This window comes from Hyphomonadaceae bacterium ML37 (assembly GCA_027627685.1).
Taxonomy (GTDB): Bacteria; Pseudomonadota; Alphaproteobacteria; order Caulobacterales; family Maricaulaceae; genus Oceanicaulis.
The window spans coordinates 655,826-671,829 of sequence record CP091241.1; the positions used below are offsets into that span (position 1 = coordinate 655,826).

Annotated in this window: 19 protein-coding genes; 7 read left to right on the top strand and 12 right to left on the bottom strand. The window is 66.2% G+C overall.

Translation table 11 applies throughout. The features are described 5' to 3' along the window. Window positions 1–92: 92 nt before the first annotated feature. A complete protein-coding gene (locus L2D01_03300; protein WBQ10816.1) occupies window positions 93–1,124 on the bottom strand; it encodes a sulfite exporter TauE/SafE family protein in 1,032 nt (343 codons plus the stop codon). 220 nt (window positions 1,125–1,344) lie between these two features. Between L2D01_03300 and L2D01_03305 the strand changes: the two genes are divergently transcribed. Further along, window positions 1,345–2,697, top strand: coding sequence for an MFS transporter (locus L2D01_03305; GenBank protein WBQ10817.1), 1,353 nt, complete (start codon window positions 1,345–1,347; stop codon window positions 2,695–2,697). Between the two features lie 59 nt (window positions 2,698–2,756). Here L2D01_03305 and L2D01_03310 read toward each other — a convergent pair whose 3' ends face one another. Genes L2D01_03310 through L2D01_03330 form a run of 5 tightly spaced genes read right to left on the bottom strand, consistent with a single transcriptional unit; the run spans window position 2,757 to window position 6,076 of the window. After that, the gene (locus L2D01_03310; GenBank protein WBQ10818.1) at window positions 2,757–3,341 is read right to left on the bottom strand and encodes a VOC family protein; all 585 of its coding nucleotides are present in this window, start codon (window positions 3,339–3,341) and stop codon (window positions 2,757–2,759) included. Between the two features lie 23 nt (window positions 3,342–3,364). Next, the gene (locus tag L2D01_03315) at window positions 3,365–4,003 is read right to left on the bottom strand and encodes a chromophore lyase CpcT/CpeT (protein WBQ10819.1); all 639 of its coding nucleotides are present in this window, start codon (window positions 4,001–4,003) and stop codon (window positions 3,365–3,367) included. 13 nt (window positions 4,004–4,016) lie between these two features. Next, window positions 4,017–4,913, bottom strand: a complete 897-nt coding sequence (locus tag L2D01_03320; protein WBQ10820.1) for a polysaccharide deacetylase family protein — start codon at window positions 4,911–4,913, stop codon at window positions 4,017–4,019. Beyond that, entirely contained in the window at window positions 4,913–5,749 is an 837-nt protein-coding gene (locus L2D01_03325; GenBank protein ID WBQ10821.1) for an SDR family oxidoreductase, read from the bottom strand. Before L2D01_03325 ends, L2D01_03320 begins: the two co-directional genes overlap by 1 nt. 12 nt (window positions 5,750–5,761) lie before the next feature. Next, window positions 5,762–6,076, bottom strand: a complete 315-nt coding sequence (locus tag L2D01_03330) for an REDY-like protein HapK (protein WBQ10822.1) — start codon at window positions 6,074–6,076, stop codon at window positions 5,762–5,764. A gap of 173 nt (window positions 6,077–6,249) precedes the next feature. Between L2D01_03330 and L2D01_03335 the strand changes: the two genes are divergently transcribed. Both L2D01_03335 and L2D01_03340 read left to right on the top strand, forming a co-directional pair. Continuing rightward, a complete protein-coding gene (locus L2D01_03335) occupies window positions 6,250–7,485 on the top strand; it encodes a class I SAM-dependent methyltransferase (protein WBQ10823.1) in 1,236 nt (411 codons plus the stop codon). Continuing rightward, a complete protein-coding gene (locus L2D01_03340; protein ID WBQ10824.1) occupies window positions 7,485–7,841 on the top strand; it encodes a hypothetical protein in 357 nt (118 codons plus the stop codon). Before L2D01_03335 ends, L2D01_03340 begins: the two co-directional genes overlap by 1 nt. On the opposite strand, the gene L2D01_03345 is transcribed toward L2D01_03340, so the two are convergent. Together L2D01_03345 and L2D01_03350 are read right to left on the bottom strand one after the other, a co-directional pair. Beyond that, window positions 7,838–8,101, bottom strand: coding sequence for a type II toxin-antitoxin system HicB family antitoxin (locus tag L2D01_03345; GenBank protein ID WBQ10825.1), 264 nt, complete (start codon window positions 8,099–8,101; stop codon window positions 7,838–7,840). The two genes, L2D01_03340 and L2D01_03345, sit on opposite strands and share 4 nt — an antisense overlap. A 67-nt stretch (window positions 8,102–8,168) precedes the next feature. Further along, window positions 8,169–9,290, bottom strand: coding sequence for a hypothetical protein (locus tag L2D01_03350; protein WBQ10826.1), 1,122 nt, complete (start codon window positions 9,288–9,290; stop codon window positions 8,169–8,171). A gap of 83 nt (window positions 9,291–9,373) precedes the next feature. Between L2D01_03350 and L2D01_03355 the strand changes: the two genes are divergently transcribed. After that, window positions 9,374–9,853 (top strand): cupin domain-containing protein, encoded by a 480-nt coding sequence (locus tag L2D01_03355; GenBank protein WBQ10827.1) that lies wholly within the window; start codon window positions 9,374–9,376, stop codon window positions 9,851–9,853. Window positions 9,854–9,868: 15 nt separating this feature from the next. Here the strand turns inward: L2D01_03355 and L2D01_03360 are convergent, their stop codons facing one another. Together L2D01_03360 and phbB are read right to left on the bottom strand one after the other, a co-directional pair. After that, entirely contained in the window at window positions 9,869–10,588 is a 720-nt protein-coding gene (locus tag L2D01_03360) for a DUF4908 domain-containing protein (protein ID WBQ10828.1), read from the bottom strand. Window positions 10,589–10,663: 75 nt separating this feature from the next. Continuing rightward, a complete protein-coding gene (gene phbB / locus L2D01_03365) occupies window positions 10,664–11,389 on the bottom strand; it encodes an acetoacetyl-CoA reductase (protein ID WBQ10829.1) in 726 nt (241 codons plus the stop codon). Window positions 11,390–11,599: 210 nt separating this feature from the next. On the opposite strand from phbB, the gene phaR reads away from it, so the two are divergent. Then, a complete protein-coding gene (gene phaR, locus L2D01_03370; protein WBQ10830.1) occupies window positions 11,600–12,181 on the top strand; it encodes a polyhydroxyalkanoate synthesis repressor PhaR in 582 nt (193 codons plus the stop codon). Window positions 12,182–12,286: 105 nt separating this feature from the next. Then, window positions 12,287–12,607, top strand: a complete 321-nt coding sequence (locus L2D01_03375; GenBank protein WBQ10831.1) for a hypothetical protein — start codon at window positions 12,287–12,289, stop codon at window positions 12,605–12,607. 139 nt (window positions 12,608–12,746) lie between these two features. On the opposite strand, the gene L2D01_03380 is transcribed toward L2D01_03375, so the two are convergent. Then, complete coding sequence (locus tag L2D01_03380) at window positions 12,747–13,220, bottom strand: hypothetical protein (GenBank protein WBQ10832.1); 474 nt, start codon at window positions 13,218–13,220, stop codon at window positions 12,747–12,749. A gap of 162 nt (window positions 13,221–13,382) precedes the next feature. Then, window positions 13,383–14,117, bottom strand: a complete 735-nt coding sequence (locus L2D01_03385) for a glycosyltransferase family 2 protein (protein ID WBQ10833.1) — start codon at window positions 14,115–14,117, stop codon at window positions 13,383–13,385. A gap of 114 nt (window positions 14,118–14,231) precedes the next feature. Between L2D01_03385 and L2D01_03390 the strand changes: the two genes are divergently transcribed. Beyond that, window positions 14,232–16,001: a glycosyltransferase family 39 protein gene (locus L2D01_03390; protein ID WBQ10834.1), complete on the top strand. Its 1,770-nt coding sequence runs from the start codon at window positions 14,232–14,234 to the stop codon at window positions 15,999–16,001. Window positions 16,002–16,004: the final 3 nt, after the last annotated feature.

Genomic DNA, 16,004 nt, shown 5'->3' on the forward strand with positions numbered 1-16,004 from the left:
CGTCCGGCCTGGACGGACAACACCAAAGCGCCCAGTTCGGTTCCCCGGCGGCGGCCAAGACATGCCGGCCTTTAAGGTCGCACGGTGCGCCTTTATCGCGTCGAGCCGGGCTCTCCATTGGATGCGCCGGCGCGGAACAGCCACAGAAATCCCGCGCACAGAAGGCCCAGCGCGGTCAGCACCAGAAGCAATAACCAGCCCGTCACGCCTTCTTTGAACAGCGTCCAGATGAACTGGCCCAGACACAGCGTCGACACGATGAGCAGGGTCGGTTTGCGCGGCAGATAGTTGACGACCACCGCGCCCAGCGGCGCGCCGAGCGCCACGACCGGCGCCGCGGCGAGCCAGTTACGGAAGACCGCCGGATCAATCGCATAAAGCGCCGGGTTGACCTGACCGAGCAGGGCATTGGATGAAATGCCCACCAGCGAGGTGAAGGCCATGAGCAGCACCGATGTCGGGATCGCCATTTTCAGGTCCGCCCGGTAGAACAGCACCAGCACGGTATAGATCATCATGTCGATGCCGATGCCGGTGAGCGACGCCACCACGCCGCCGGTCAGGCCGACCGCAAGGCCGATTGGCGTGTCCAGCCGGTCATGGGGATGGCGCGGACCCTCTGGCTTCACGATCTCGTTCAGCTTGAGCCAGTGTATGATCCCGAAACTCGCCCAGGTGACGGCGAACACCAGCTTGACCAGCAGGTCCGATGCGTAGGGCGCGATGAACGCGGCGCCCAGCGGCGTGCCGATCAGCGCGCCCAGCAGCGCCGGACGCAGCAGCGCCCAGTCCAGCGTGCGCCGCGCGGTCAGGATGTAGATGCTGGCCGAGACCATGCCGATGGACTGGACCGCCAGTCCGAAATTGCGCCCCAGCGTGGCGGGCAGGTCGAACAGGAGCACCAGGACGGGAAATCCGACAGTGCCGCCGCCCATCGGGGTGGAGCCGGCGAAGTAGGAGCCGGCGGCCATGGCCGCGGCGATGGGCCAGTGGTCGCGCACAACCGGCCAAAGGCCGTTGAGCGACACGATCAGCAACCAGCTGATGTAAAAGGCGGCCAGCCATAACAGGAATGGCCAGAAACGCCGCGCGCCGCGTCCGGTCTGCTCCGCCAACGCGCCCATCCTGATCAAAACTCCCCAGCCGGCCCGCGCAAATATGAGCGCCGCCCGGGCGGCTTTCCAACCCCATTGCGCAGACGGAAGTTGGCGCGTCTGCCTGGCCCGAAGCGCAAAACGCTCCAGCAGCCGACGAAAAACGGTTCACACCGGGCGCGCGCGCACTAACCTCATGTCCACGCGACCGGCCCTCAAAGAGGCTGGCCTACAAGGGGAGGACTTGTCTGTGACGGCTGAAACAGACGCGCCGGCCAGCGCACCTGCGCCGCTGGCCAAACCCGCCCGCGCCTATGCGCTGGGCGTTTTGCTGGTCATCTACATCTTCAATTTTCTTGATCGCCAGATCGTCAACATCCTCGCCGAGCCGATAAAGAATGATCTGGGCCTTGCCGACTGGCAACTCGGGGTGATGGCGGGCTTCGCGTTCGCGATCTTCTACACGGTGCTGGGCATACCCATCGCGCGATACGCCGAGCGGGCCGACCGGGTGAAGATCATTTCCGCCGCTGTGGCGGTGTGGAGCGCCTTCACCATCCTGTGTGGGTTTGCGGGCAATTTTGTCCAGCTTCTGGCCGCGCGCATCGGGGTGGGCGTGGGCGAGGCAGGCTGTTCGCCGCCGGCCCATTCGCTGATCAGCGACTATACGCCCAAGGAGAAACGCGCCTCCGCGCTGGCGCTCTATTCCATGGGCATTCCGCTGGGATCGCTGGCCGGCATGGTGGTCGGCGGCCTGATCGCCGACGCCTATGGCTGGCGTGTGGCGTTCTTTGTGGCCGGCGCGCCGGGGCTGGTGCTGGCCCTGATCACCTGGCTGACCCTGCCCGAGCCGCGCCGCAAGGGCATGCGCAGCATGACGGCCGCATCGGCGGCCAGCCGGCCCAGCCTGTCCCAGGCCGCCACAGAGCTGCGATCGAAAAAATCCTTCTGGTGGATCTCGGCCGCCGCCGCCCTCGCGGCGATGATCGGCTACGGCCACATCACCTTCTACGGCTCATTCTATTTCAGGAATCACGCCGAAGGGCTCGCCGCCATGGCCGAGCAGGTGAATGCCGTGCTGGGCACCGGCTTCGGGCCCATCGGCTTTCTCGGCACGACGCTGGGTCTGTTGATCGGCATTTGCGGCGCAGCAGGCACGTATCTGGGCGGGATACTCGCCGACCGGTCAGCGCGTCTCAATCCGGCGGGCTACGCCATCGTGCCGGGCATCGCCACCGCGCTCACCGTGCCACCCTTCGTGGCGGCCATGCTGGTCCCTGATGTCGGCCATTCATTCATTCTGCTGGCCATCCCGGTCTTCCTGGGCGCCATCTGGTACGGACCGGTCTTCGCCAGCGCCCAGAGCCTGGTGGCGCCGCACACCCGCGCCACGGCGGCGGCGGTGCTCTTGTTCATCATCAATCTGGTGGGGCTGGGACTCGGTCCCGTCAGCGTGGGTCTGGTCAGCGATATGCTGGCTGTGTCCATGGGGGAGGCTGAAGGCCTGCGCTGGTCCATGGTGATTTTCGGCGTTGTGGCGCTGGCCTCGGCGGGCGCCTTCTTCATGGCGGCGCGCACGCTAAAAGACGAGATCGTGAGCTAGCGTTCGCGGGGAACCGGCGGAGCATCACCCCGCCGGTTCCAGCTCGCTCTGAATGCGCCTCAGTCCCAGTCCAGCGGCGGATGGACGCGGCGGTTGAGCTCCACGATATGGCCGTCGGGATCGCGGAGCATCGACACCATGACCTGATAGGTCACGCCGTCGCCGGGATATTCGCGCAGGGTCGGCTCGCTCATCACCCGCACGCCGGGGACCTCTGCGGCAGCTGGGAAGACCGTGTCCAGCTCGCTTGTGTTGAACAACAGCACGACATCGCCGGTCTCAAAACCGGTTTCCGGCACGTCGGGCGGCGGCGCGTCGCCGGCATTGGCCAGCTGCCACAGGCCGAGCATGCCGATCTGGTCGTCATTGGCTTTCAGGAGCACCAGGCGCGACTGGCTGGACCCGTCCCGGCTGGTGATCATCTGGTCATAGCTGACGGTCATTCCAAGCGCGTCGCGATAGAGCGCCAGCGAGGCCTCCAGATCGCGCACCAGCAGGGTGGTGCGGCGCAAATCCAGCGGATTGCGCTCGGCGGCGGCGGCTGGCGGGACCGGTGTTTCCACCGCGCCCGCTGGCGGCGCTTCATTGCAGGCGGAAAGCGACAGGGCGGCGAGCCCTGCGGTGATGATGGACAGCGTTTTCATGGCAACCCCCTTTGGCGTGGACATCAGTCCACCCTGTCAAACACATAGCCGCCCCGCGCCGGGCCCCAGATCAGCGTGCCCTCGGCGTCGAAGCCGCGGTCCCAGTTGGCGTGTCCCTGGGGGGTGTGGATGGAGCGCGACACTGTGCGCACCGCGCCGCGCAGGCCCGACGGACAGGTGTCGAAATTCGACTGCCAATAGCCGTGGGCGATGCGGTGCACCTCGCCCGAGCAGCTCACCGCGCCCAGCTGGTCTTCGGCGATGCGCGCCGGATCGGCGTAGGCCCCCACCACGCTGGCCGGATCATTGAGGCTGTAGATGGTGCGCAGGACCAGGCGGTTATTCAGCTCCCAGATGCGGATGATGCGCTGGAAATAGGGGCGTTGCTTGATCTCGGGGTCAAAATCGTCCGGGCTGGAGCCCAGGAAAGCGTTTTCCTGATAGAGCCAGATGCCGTCCTCGCGATCGGGCCAGATGCGCACCGTCTCGCTTTCCACATAGCCCCAGCCCTCGGTACGCGACTGTTCAAGGGTGGAGAAAGACCCGATCAGCAGGCCCGCCAGCTCGTTGGCGCCGGGATAACCCGGCTCATCGTCCGGCTCCGCGGAGGCGGCCCAGGGCGCGGTGAGGCAAAGGCACAGTGCGGCGATCAGCATACGCATGGCGTGTCTCCTGTCAGGCTTCGGGCGCCGGCACGGCGGCGGCGAAGGCTTTGGCGATGTCTTCGCGGGTGGCGATCCAGACGCCGGTTTTGGAGGTCACGTACTCCAGGAAGGCTTCGAACGCGCCGATCCGGCCGGGCCGGCCGATGATGCGAAGATGCAGGCCCAGGCTCATTATGCGCGCACCCTCCTCGGCGGACTCTTTGCGGAGCCAGTCGAACGTGTCGCAGGCATAGGTCAGCCAGTCCTTCGCGGTCAGGGACGGGTCGAGCCAGAATTTCATGTCATTGGTGTCGAGCGCGTAGGGCAGGACGATGATCGGCTTGGCCCCAGCGCCGCCGGGCAGATCCACGACATCCCAGAAGGGAAAATCGTCCGAGTAATCGTCCATGTGATAGAGATATCCGGCCTGCGCCAGCAGGCCGCGCGTGATGTCCGTATGCAGATAGCGCGACAGCCAGCCCGCCGGGCGCCGGCCGCAGGTCGCCTCAATGGACGTTCCGGCGCGGTCGATGAAGGCGCGCTCTTTCTCCTCGTCCATGAAGGCCTGGAACTGCCATCGCCAGCCATGGCTGCACGGCTCGTCACCACGCGCCATCAGGGCCTTGGCGATCCACGGCGCGCGCTCCAGCGCCTGGGCGCACACCGTCCAGGTGGCGGGCGTTCTGTACCGATCGAGCAGTTTAAGCACCCGCCCTGCGCCGCGATTGATCCCGTACTGATAATTGGTCTCGTTGCCATGCACCCGGATCGGTGCCTTGAGCGTCACGCCCAGCTCGTCCACCGGTTCGGGACCCTTGTCGCCGTCACGGATATTGCGCTCGGCGCCCTCCTCGACATTGACGACGATGGAGAGGGCGAGCCTGGCGCCATTGGGCCAGGTGAAGCCGGGGGGAGGGGTGCGGGTCATCAATGCGGCTCCTCGCCGCCCGACACATTCATGCTTTCCGCCGTGATGTATTCAGCTTCATCCGAGCACAGGAAGGCGACCGCCTTGGCGGTGTCTTCGGGTTTGCCGGGGCGTTTGAGCGGGATGCGGTCGGCCATGGCCTTGAGGTAATCCTCAACGCTGGCCGCGCCGACCACCTTGGAGAAATACTCGTTCTGCCAGGCGCCCAGCCCCGTGGTGACGTGGTTGGGGCAAACATTATTGACGGTGATCTGGTGCGGCCCCAGCTCGATGGCGGCAGAGCGCACGAGACCCACGAGGCCGTGCTTGGAGCTGGTATAGGCCTGGGCGTGGGGGAAGCCGGATTTCGCCGCCTGGCTGGCGATATTGATGATGCGTCCGCCCTTGCCCTGTTCCACCATCACTTCGGCGGCGGCCTTGATGCCGAAAAAGCACCCGGTCAGATTCACATCGATCACCGCGCGCCAGTCATTGGCGGTGACGTCCAGCAAAGGCTTCATGATATAGCCGATGCCGGCATTGTTCACCCAGATGTCCAGCGAGCCATGGGTGTCGCGGGCATGGTGGGCCAGCGCGCGCATCTGTTCGAGATCGCGCACATCGCACACGCAGGTTGACGCCTGGCCGCCCGCCGCGCGGATGTCCGCCGCGATGGCCTCCATCTCGTCGGTCGCGCCGATATGCTGCGCCGGGGTGGCCGGGTCGGCGGCCTGAACGATGTCGGAAATCACCACCGCCGCGCCTTCGGACGCCAGACGCAGGGCGATGGCCTCGCCCAGCCCCTTGCGACGGCCGGAGCCGGTGACGACGGCGGTCTTGCCGGTAAAGCGTCCCATGATGCGCCTGCCTCAGCCCAGCTTGTCGGTCAGGATGAAGGAGAGATCGTCGGCCATGGCCTGAAACTCGCCGGCGATTTTCTGCATGGTCTCGGTCGAAACCTCGCCGCCGAATGTCTCCATGTCGTTCACGTCGATGATCTCGATATAGGCATAGGGCGGTTTGGCGTCGGAGCCGAGCAGGCCGGCCGATTTGAACACCTCGAAGCTGTCCACCGATTTGAGGCCGTTCACCGTCGGCAGGTCTTTTGCCTTGGCCCAGGCTTCGTAATCGGCGGCGGTGACGCCGGGTTTCAGATTGAACAGGGCGATGATTCGTGTGGTCATGGCTGGGTCTCCTCCCCGGATGGGTCCGGCGGCTTGCGGCAAAGCGGCGCATAAGCGCAGGCCATATTGGCGGCGATCGGCTATAAATGGTATATCATTTGAAATCGGCGGCTTTGCCAAGTCAGTATGCTAAAGAATTACACCGCCGCCAGCCGAGACAGAGGTGAACCGTCATGCCCGAAGACCGCTCCAAGCCCATTCTGGCCGATGCGCCGGCCTATGACGGCCCGCCCGATTACCGCCTGGTGGGGCGTCACGGCATGTTTCCCCACACCAGTCATGACGAGACCGAGCGCTTCAATTTCCTCGCCCACATGAACCGCCATCTGGCCAGCCGCGTGCTGCCCGGCGTGAAGGATGCGTTCGAGGCGCGGGTCGAACCGGCGCGCACGCGTAAAGAGGGTCCGTTCAAATCCCGCCACGACGTGCGCAAGGCGCTCACCGCCGATCCGGCCTTCCAGATATGGTCGGCCCTGCGCCGCGCCACCATGGAACAGCGCCAGCAGGCCGGGCGCTGGGTCACGCTGCGCCAGGGCGAGGCGCTCAACGCCCGCGCCGCGGAGCTGACCGATGGCGATGACCGGCTCGAGCTGGACGCGGCCTTCGAGACTCCGCGCTATCTGGCGGCGGTGGACCATCACTGCATGCCCGGCAGCTATCACACCGAAATCGTGCCCGGCGATATCACCGGCGCGGCCAATTATGATTGCGGCCTGTTCGCCACCACGGGCGGGGCGCTGGGCCGGTATAATGATGGCGGCGGCCAGGCGGTGGCGGCCTGGGTGAAGAAGAATTTGCCGGACTTCAAGCCCAGACGCATTCTCGATCTGGGCTGCGGGCTTGGCCATAACGTGCTGCCGCTGGCTGAAGCCTTCCCGGACGCGGAAGTGGTTGGCGTGGATTCCGGCGCGCCCATGCTGCGCTACGGGCTGGCGCGCGCCAAGGCGATGGGGGTGGAGAATGTCCGCTTCATCCAGGCCGACGCCGAGGATCTCTCACGCTTCGCCGATGACAGCTTTGACTGGGTGCAGACCACCATGTTCCTGCACGAAACCAGCAAGAGCGCCATGGAGCGCATTTTCGCCGAGACACGCCGGGTGCTCAAACCCGGCGGCATCGTGCTGCACGTCGAGCAGCCGCAATACACCGACGCGATGCCGCTCTATGAGCAGGCGATCCGCGACTGGGATGCGTTCTACAATAACGAGCCGTTCTGGACGACCATGCACGAGATCGATCTCGATGACCTGATGATCCGCGCCGGCTTCAAGGATGACAGCGTGCTCCATGGCGGCGTGGCCGCGGTGGTGGACGCCAAGCTGTTCCCGTCATCGGGCGAGGACGCCGTCGAGGACTACGGGCGCAAGGCCGCCTGGCATGTCATCGGCGCCAAGAAGGAAGCCGCGTAATGACGTTTGACCCCCTCTCTCAGGCCGGCGCCAAGGCACGCGGCAAGCGGCCCTGGTTTCTGGAAAGTCAGGACGCCGAGCGCGTCATGAACATCGTCATGGCGCTGGCCCAGGAAGTCTCGGTGATGCGCCAGCGCCTCGACACAGTGGAGCGGCTTCTGGAGACGCGCGGCGTCATCACCCGCGCCGATATCGAGGCCTTCACGCCCACCAAGGCCGAGGCTGATGAACGCGGCGCGTGGAATCAGGAATTCATCGCCCGCATCCTGCGCATCGTGCAGCAGGAGAACGAAGCGATCACTCGTCCCGACGAGGTGAGCTCGGAAGACGCCGCGCGCGAGTTCCAGGACCATTAGGTGCTGCCGGCCTGAAGCGTGATGTACACCGCGAGGCCGTTGCCGATTTTCGCGCCGGTCATCCCGCTCAGGTTTGAAGGCTCCGGCATCGCCCAACCGTCTTCCAGCAGCCCTTCGACGTGAAACGCCAGGGCTTCCTGCGCCATGGCCCGGGCCTTATCAAGCGTCGCGCCAGCCGCAATGCAGCCGGGAAAATCCGGGAAGGACACCCCGAAATCGCTGTCGTCGTCCTTGTGGATGAGGGCGATGTACTCGGCCATGCGGCCACAATATCCGCGCCTCATTGATCTGAAAAGCGGCCGTTGGGCGGGGCGTAATACCCGCCTCCTAACCCTCCGTCTCCAGATCGGTGACCATCAGGGCGGCTTCGAAATCGGGCAGGAGGTCGAACGCCTCCGGCGCCGTCATCACATTGTGGCGCCGGCCGCGGGTCCAGAAGCGCCAGTAGGACGAGACGTGCTGGATGCGGCCGATATCCTCGCCCATCTCCACGAACAGGCGCGGCGCGCGCGCCATAAAGGCTTTGAGCGCCGCCGGGTCGCCGCGCTCCACGAAACGCGTGAACTCGTCATTGTATTCGCCCAGGCGTGATTTCAGGCGGGCCCAGCGCCGGGCGGAGAGCTGGGTGATGGACTCGATCACGCCGTGCAGCTCGGCACGGTCCGCCGGAGACAGGCCGGGTATCCGCACGCCCTTGATATCCTTGATGAAGGCGGCGAGATCCGCATAGCACTCGCCGGCGCGCCAGCTGTAATAGAGCGTGCCCTTCCAGCCGAACACGCCTTCGCGGTATTCGCGGGCGGTCATGCGCAGCGCATCGCGCAGGACGGCCAGCTGCGGCGAATCTTCATCCTCGAACAGGACTTTGGCCAGGCGGCGCGATTTGTCGAGGGAATCCATGGAGGCCTTGCCCATGGCCTTGCGCACCAGAAGATCGATCTGGCTGGCGACAAATTCAGTGATCTGGCGCAGCTCGTCATCCGAAATGGCGAAATAGCAGGACGCCACGGTCTCGCCACTGCGCCGGAAATACTCATGCAGAAGATAGGGATCAAAGGATGGCAGAAGCGCCAGCGCGCGCAGGCGCGCCACATCCGCGGCGAACGCCGTCTCGCCCGGCCCCACGCCCAGATGCTGGGCCAGCTGGGTCTCAAATCGCGGGTGTTCGACGAAAATGGAATGGCCGCCCATGTCCAGATCGCGGTCGCTGATCGGCACGATGACCTTGGTGGCCGATGTGCGCGATCCGCCCAGCTCCTCGCGCTCCCAGGCGCGCAAGGTGTGCTTGACGATGAAGGCCCGGTTCAGCCGCGCATTGCGGAACATGGGGTTCTTCGCCCAGTCCGGCTCATGGCAATGGCGCTCGCGGATCGATACCAGATCGATCACGCGGCTCGTCGAGCCGCCGCGCTTGAGCAGACTTAACTTGCCATAGCCGTCTTTCGCCATGTGACCGGGGCCGCTAGAACCAGTGAAGAAACCAGTCCTAGCAAGCCTGTGTGAGCGCAGGGTTAACCGGCGGGAGGCGGGCCATGATGGCGATCAGCGGCGATTTGGGCGTCCAGGAAATCGTGCGGATGCTGGGGCTCCAGCCTCATCCAGAAGGCGGATGGTATGGCGAGACGTTCCGGGCCGGGCCCGGGCCGGACGGCGCCCGCGAAGCGGCCACCGCCATCTACTTCCTGCTGGCCGCCGACCAGGTGTCCGCCTGGCATGTGGTGGACGCGGTGGAAGTCTGGCTGTGGCATGCCGGCGCGCCGCTGGTCCTGACGGTGAGTGAGGACGGCGTCAGCGCGCGGGCCGTGCGGCTGGGGCCGGACCTGCGCGGCGGCGAACGGCCCCAGGCGGTGGTGCCCGCCGGCGCGTGGCAGGCGGCCGAATCGCTGGGCGCGTGGACGCTGGTCAGCTGCGTGGTCGCGCCGGGCTTCCGGTTTGAAGGTTTTGAACTGGCGCCGCCGCATTGGCGCCCGGGTCCGGACGGGCCGCCGCCCCGCACTTCAGGCCGCGCCTGAGACCCCGCCTGAGGTTCAGCGGCCGCCTTGTTCCAGCGTGCGGCGGATATAGGCGGCGCTGGGCCGGCCGCCATAACCCATGGCCGTATTCACCGAGATGTCCAGCGTGCTTCCGTCATAGTCCGCGCGTGGTGTCTCACCGACGCCGATGCGCACGGTCTTCAGATCCCGCAGAGAACGGCGCGAGGCCTGCTCGGCGGCCAGAGTGACCATCACCATGGTGTCGATGATATAGGCGTTCTGGTCGGGCGCCGGCGCGGCCAGCTCGGCGCGCACATTCTGACGCGACAGGCGCGCCAGCCGGTCGGCCATGTCGCGCGCGGCGCCCTGGAGCTGGGCATTGCTGGCGGGCGCAGCGACCAGCGTATGGGCGCGGCCCATGGGCTCCACCGCCACGCCGTCGGGCCGGTCATCGGGGAAATACGTCCAGCCGCCAATGCGAGAGACGCGCAGCAGGACAGTCTCGGTATCGGTGATCCAGACATCGCCGCCGCCGGATGCGCTGGTGCGCTGCACGGCGAAGACTTCCTGCGCGCCCTCCACCCAGATCAGGGCAGGTTCGGCGGACCGGTCGAACACGAAACGGCCGCGCCCGTCCGTGCGCTCATACCAGAGCGACGGTTCCGCGCGTCCGGTCTGTGACGAGACCAGGCGGTCAAACGGATTCGATTGTGCGGCCCCGTCCGCTGGGAAAAGCGCCCAAGCCCCGGCGCTCACAGCGAACAGGAGGATCATTCCCCTGAACATGGAGGGGAAGCTGCAAGCGCATATGGGCGATTTTCAGGCAGGCGCTGCACGGAAAATTCCGCGCTATCCGGCCATGTACTGCCCGCCATTGGCCGACAGGGTGGCGCCGGTGATGAAACCCGCCTCATCGCTCACCAGAAAGCTCACGCAGCGCGCGATCTCTTCCGCTGCGCCGAGGCGTCCCACCGGGATGGAGCCCACGATCTGTTCGCGCACCGCTTCGGGGACGGCCATGACCATGTCGGTGGCGATATAGCCGGGGCAGATCGCGTTGACGGTGATGTTGCGCCGGGCGCCTTCCTGGGCCAGAGCCCGGGTGAAGCCCAGATCGCCCGCCTTGGCGGCGGAGTAGTTGGCCTGCGCAAACTGGCCCTTCTGTCCATTGATGGAGGAGATGGTGACGATGCGCCCGAACCCGCGATCGCGCATGCCGTTCCACACATTGTGCGTCATGTTGAACACGCCAGTCAGATTGGTGTCGATCACCTCGCTCCATTGCTGCGGGGTCATCTTGTGGAACGGCGCATCCCGCGTGATCCCGGCATTGTTGACCAGGATGTCCACGGCGCCGTGCGCGGCCTCGACCGCCGCCACGCCGTCGCGGCAGGCCTCATAGTCGCCCACCGACCATTTATAGGCCTTGATCCCGGTCTCGCCGGTGAAGGTCTTGGCGGCCTCGTCATTGCCGGCGTAATTGGCCGCCACCTCATATCCGGCCGCTTTCAGCGCCACGCTGATGGCCTTGCCGATCCCGCGCGTTCCCCCGGTCACAAGCGCCGTTCTCGCCATAAAGAAATACTCCCTGTCCCTGACTGCGAAGTGTGCTTATGCTGCGCAGCAATCGACACCCGCACCTGCAGCATCCGCCGCAGCATAGCGGGGGCAGGCGCTGACGCCAGCGCTTTGTTTGAATGTGAAAGTTAATCGCGCCGCTCCGGGAATGAAAGCCTCAGCCCGGCCGGCGCGCCGCCCCGCGGGGCGGTCAGGAAGGAGCCTGTCGTGACGCAATCTGAAGCCGCCGACACGATCATCATCAAAAAGTACGCCAACCGCCGCCTGTACGACACGTCAGCGAGCCGGTATGTCACCCTCGATCACCTGCGCGAACTCGTCAAACAGGGAAAGAATTTCAAGGTGCAGGACGCCAAGAGCGGCGAAGACCTGACCCGCGGCGTGCTGGCCCAGATCATCTTTGAAGAGGAATCCAAGGGCGAGACGCTTCTGCCTGTGGAGTTTCTGCGCCAGCTGATCTCATTCTACGGGGATTCCATGCAGACCATGGTGCCGGGCTATCTGCGCCTGAGCATGGACAATTTCTCCAGCCAGCAAGCCGAGCTGCGCGAAAAGATGGCCAGCGCCATCGGGTCGCCCGCCGCCTCCATGGCCCTGATCGAGGAACAGACCCGGCGCAATATGGCGATGTTCGAACAGGCGATGAAAATGTTCACGCCCGGCCTGACCGCCGCCCCGGGGGCGCGCGCGGATCAGCCATCGGACATGTCCAAGGGCGACGTGGACGCCTTGCGCGCCGAGCTGGACGCCATGCGCAAGCGCCTCGACCGGCTGGCAGGCGACACCTGATCTGTGCCGGAATGACCCATGTTGGCGGACGTCTGACCGTTAACGGGTCATCAACAGGTGTAAACAAGGCGTAAAGACTGGTCCGGGATTTGCGGGGTGGGGCGCATGAGCGGTCTCGTTCCCATCCCCGCGCGCCATTCCGGCGCTCTTGTCCCGGCCCGCCGGACGGCGCGCGTCGAGCCTGCTCCTCATTCTGCTGATGTGCGCGACGAGCCGCGCGGCCGTGCAGACGCACAACGCCGCTCCGGCGCCCGTCCGCAGACTTCAGCACCGCTGAGCCCCGAGGGCGTCGCCTGCCTGCAGACCGGTCCGGTTCGCCGCGGCCTGCGCGCCGACGCCTGTGAGCGCCAGCGCTATCACGCCGCCTATGCCGCTTCGATGCATCTGGGCGCGCCTTCGCGCCCGCGTCAGGAGCGGGCGGCATGAGGCAGGATTACTTGCGCCGCATGACAATGGCGGACGGGGCCTGGCTGCTGGCGCTGTATTTCGTCTTCCTCTGACCGTGAAAAAGCCCCGGAGCGATGCCCCGGGGCTTTTCGGTCGTGCCGGCGATCCTCTAGAGAGCTTATCCCTGCAGGTCGCGGCGTGCGGCGATCGCCGTGATGGTGAAGCCGGCGATCACATTCACCAGACTCATCAGGGTGATGAGGAAGAAGGTCGAGGTGCCGAACAGCGGCGTCAGCAGGAACAGAAGCATCGACACCAGGAACGTGGCCATGGACAGGCCGTGATTGATGAGCGAGCTGGTGCCCGAGCTCGCTGCCTTGATCATCTCCATGAACAGCATGATCAATGCGAACATCAAGATCAGGTCCGCGGTGGTGATCACCCAGTTGCCTGAGGGCAGGGTCATCGACAGCAGTTTGGAATTCAGCGTGCCGACATAGCAGGCCCCGGCGTCCGCCGCGGCGCTCGCCATGCCCGCGCACTGCCCGGCCTGGAACCGGTCGAGCGTGCCGACAAAGCTGCTGGCGCCGTCACTGGACGTGAGCGCCACAAACAGCGCGATCGCCGCGTAAATCAGGACCGCGAGGGCCATTTTCGGAAAAATCGTAAACATTGAAAGCCGCTCTCCGCCTCCGCCTTCACCATTGCGTCCGGCCGCATATCCTTTGGCCACACCCGCTCCAACTGCCCCTGACATCGTCCCGCTCCCTTGCGCTGGGGCCTGACACCGCAGCCGCCCCCTCGGAAGCTGCGTTCAGGCCTCGTCCCAACCGCCGGACTGACGCGCCCGGCTGTTGAGCCATATGATACCTAGCATATCGCTTAAAGAGGCGAAAAGGCGGCCAAGATTGGTGTACTTCGATTTTCCCGCGAGGCGTGGCCTGTGGCCCACGTCTATGAATTCCATGGCGAAGCCCTCTCGCTTCATCAGCGCGGGAATGAAGCGGTGCTGATGGTCGAAGTAGGGCAGAAGAAGATAGGCGTCGCGCCGGAACGCCTTGAGCCCGCACCCGGTATCGTCCGCCTCGTCCTTCAGCAGCCGTTTGCGCACGCCATTGCCGACCCGCGAGGCGAGTTTTTTCCAGCCGCTGTCCTGGCGCTTGGTGCGCCGCCCGCCCACCAGTCCCAGCGCCGCCGGCGCATTCCGCCGGGTCAAGGCGTCGACCAGCGCCGGGATGTCGGCCGGCGGGTTCTGACCGTCCCCATCGAGGGTGCAGATGACCGGCGCGCGGGCTGCCAGCACGCCGGTGCGCAGGGCGCGTGACTGGCCGGCATTGCGCCGGTGGGACAGGATGCGCAGCTGGGCGATGTCAGCCTTCAGCGCTGTCAGCTCCTCCAGCGTCGTATCGGTGCTGGCGTCATTCACGCAGATGATCTCGAACCGGCGCCCGTCCAGCGCTGCGTGAATCTCGCGCACCAGGTCGGCGGCGTTGCCCGCCTCATTGTGCATCGGGGTGATTATGGACAGGTCAGGCGGCGTGGCGGTCATGAACATCCCCCGGGGCGAGAGCCCGGCTTGCGGTTTGCGGCGGGCCGTTACATACCGGGTTCCGTACGCTGGCGCCCGTGGAAATTTCCGCCGTCCGTTCGGATCAGGCAGACGATGCAGATTCTGGAAAAACTTTCAGGGGGTTGGCGCACAGCGCTCATCGCTGCAGCTGTAGCGGCTGTCGCCGGATTGCTGGGCGTCTTCACCCTGCCGGTGCTGGACCGGGATGAAGCGCGCTACGCCCAGGCCACCGCGCAGATGCTCCAGACCGGCGACTTCGTGCGCATCACTTTCCTCGACGAAGACCGCAACAAGAAGCCGGTGGGCATACACTGGCTGCAAAGCGCCGCCGTGGCGGCGACAACGGGCGAGGCGGCGCGCGCCATCTGGGCCTACCGCTTGCCGTCCGTCCTCGGGGCGATGCTGGCGGCCCTCGCCGCAGCGCTGATCGCCGGCCGCCTGCTGGGCGGGCGCGCAGGCCTTTATGCAGGCGCGCTTCTGGGCGCCAGTGTGTTGATGGGGGCCGAGGCCGGGATCGCCAAGACCGACGCCATGCTGGCCGGCGCGACGGGGCTGGCGCTGTATGGCCTGCTGCGTCTGTGCCTCGCCAGCCCGGATGACCGGCGGACGCGCCGGACCTGGGCGTTGGCGGTCTGGGCGCTTCTGGGGTTGGGCGTGTTGATCAAGGGACCGGTTGCGCCATTTGTGCTGGGCGTCAGCGCCGGGGCCCTGGTGATGCTGGACGCGTGGTCTTCGCGCACCGAGGGCGGCGCCGCCGCCGCGCTCATGCGGTCCATGGCCTGGCTCAAACCCCTCGCCTTCTGGCCGGGACCGGTGCTGGCGGCCCTGATCGTTGTGCCCTGGCTGATCTCGGTGCAGATCGCCACGGATGGGGCCTTTCTGCGCGAGGCGCTGGGCGATGACCTGGGACCCAAGCTGGTCAGCGGCGATGAGGGCCATGGCGGACTGCCCGGATATCACATCCTCCTGCTGCCGCTGACCCTGTTTCCCGCCGCGCTCTTCCTGCCGGCCGGTCTCGCGGCGGCGCGCCGGGCGCTGCGAACAGGCGGTGATGCGGCGCTGGCCGCACGGGTGTTGATCGCCTTCTCCCTGCCCGTCTGGCTCATGTTCGAGCTTCTGCCCACCAAACTGCCCCACTATGTGCTGCCCGCCTTCCCCGCCATCATGGCGCTGTGCGCCTGGGGCGCGATGGAGTGGGACCGCACCCGCGTGGTCTGGAAGGGCGTGGGCCTGGCGTTGAGCCTTATGGGCCTGGCGGTCTGGAGCGCAGCCTTCGCCTGGCTCACCTTTGTCCATCACAGCCCCGTCGTGATCCTGGCGCTGGTCCTCGCAGTGATCGCGGTGCTGGCGGCGGTTCAGAGCCTGGCCGCGTTCCGGCGCCGGGCGGCGGGCGCGGTCCTTGCGGCGGTGGCGCTGGGGCTGGTCTGGCATGGCGCGGGCAGGGGGCTGATCGCCCCGGGGACGGATCTCTCGCCGTCGCAGTCTGCGGCCCGGATCACAGCCGAACTGGACTTGCGCCCGGCAAACGCGCCTCTCATCTCCACCTATACCGAACCGTCGCTGGTATTCAGTCTCGGGGGCGCGGTCCAGCTTGCCGATATCGATGATCTGGCGGAGGCCTGGCTGGCGCCGTCGGGCGATGCCGACTTCGCGCTGTCGCCGCAATTCCAGACCCAGGGCCCGGCGCTGGTCATCATCGATCACAGCCGTGCGCCGCAAGAGGGCGAGGGGGCGGCGCGGGCGCAGGCGCTGATTGCCTTGCTGCAGACCGAGGCCTGCCGCTCTGGCGAGGTGCAGGGCTATAACTATTCACGCGGGCGCCAAGTGCGCCTGACCCTGCACCGCACTGGCCCTTGCGGCTGAGGA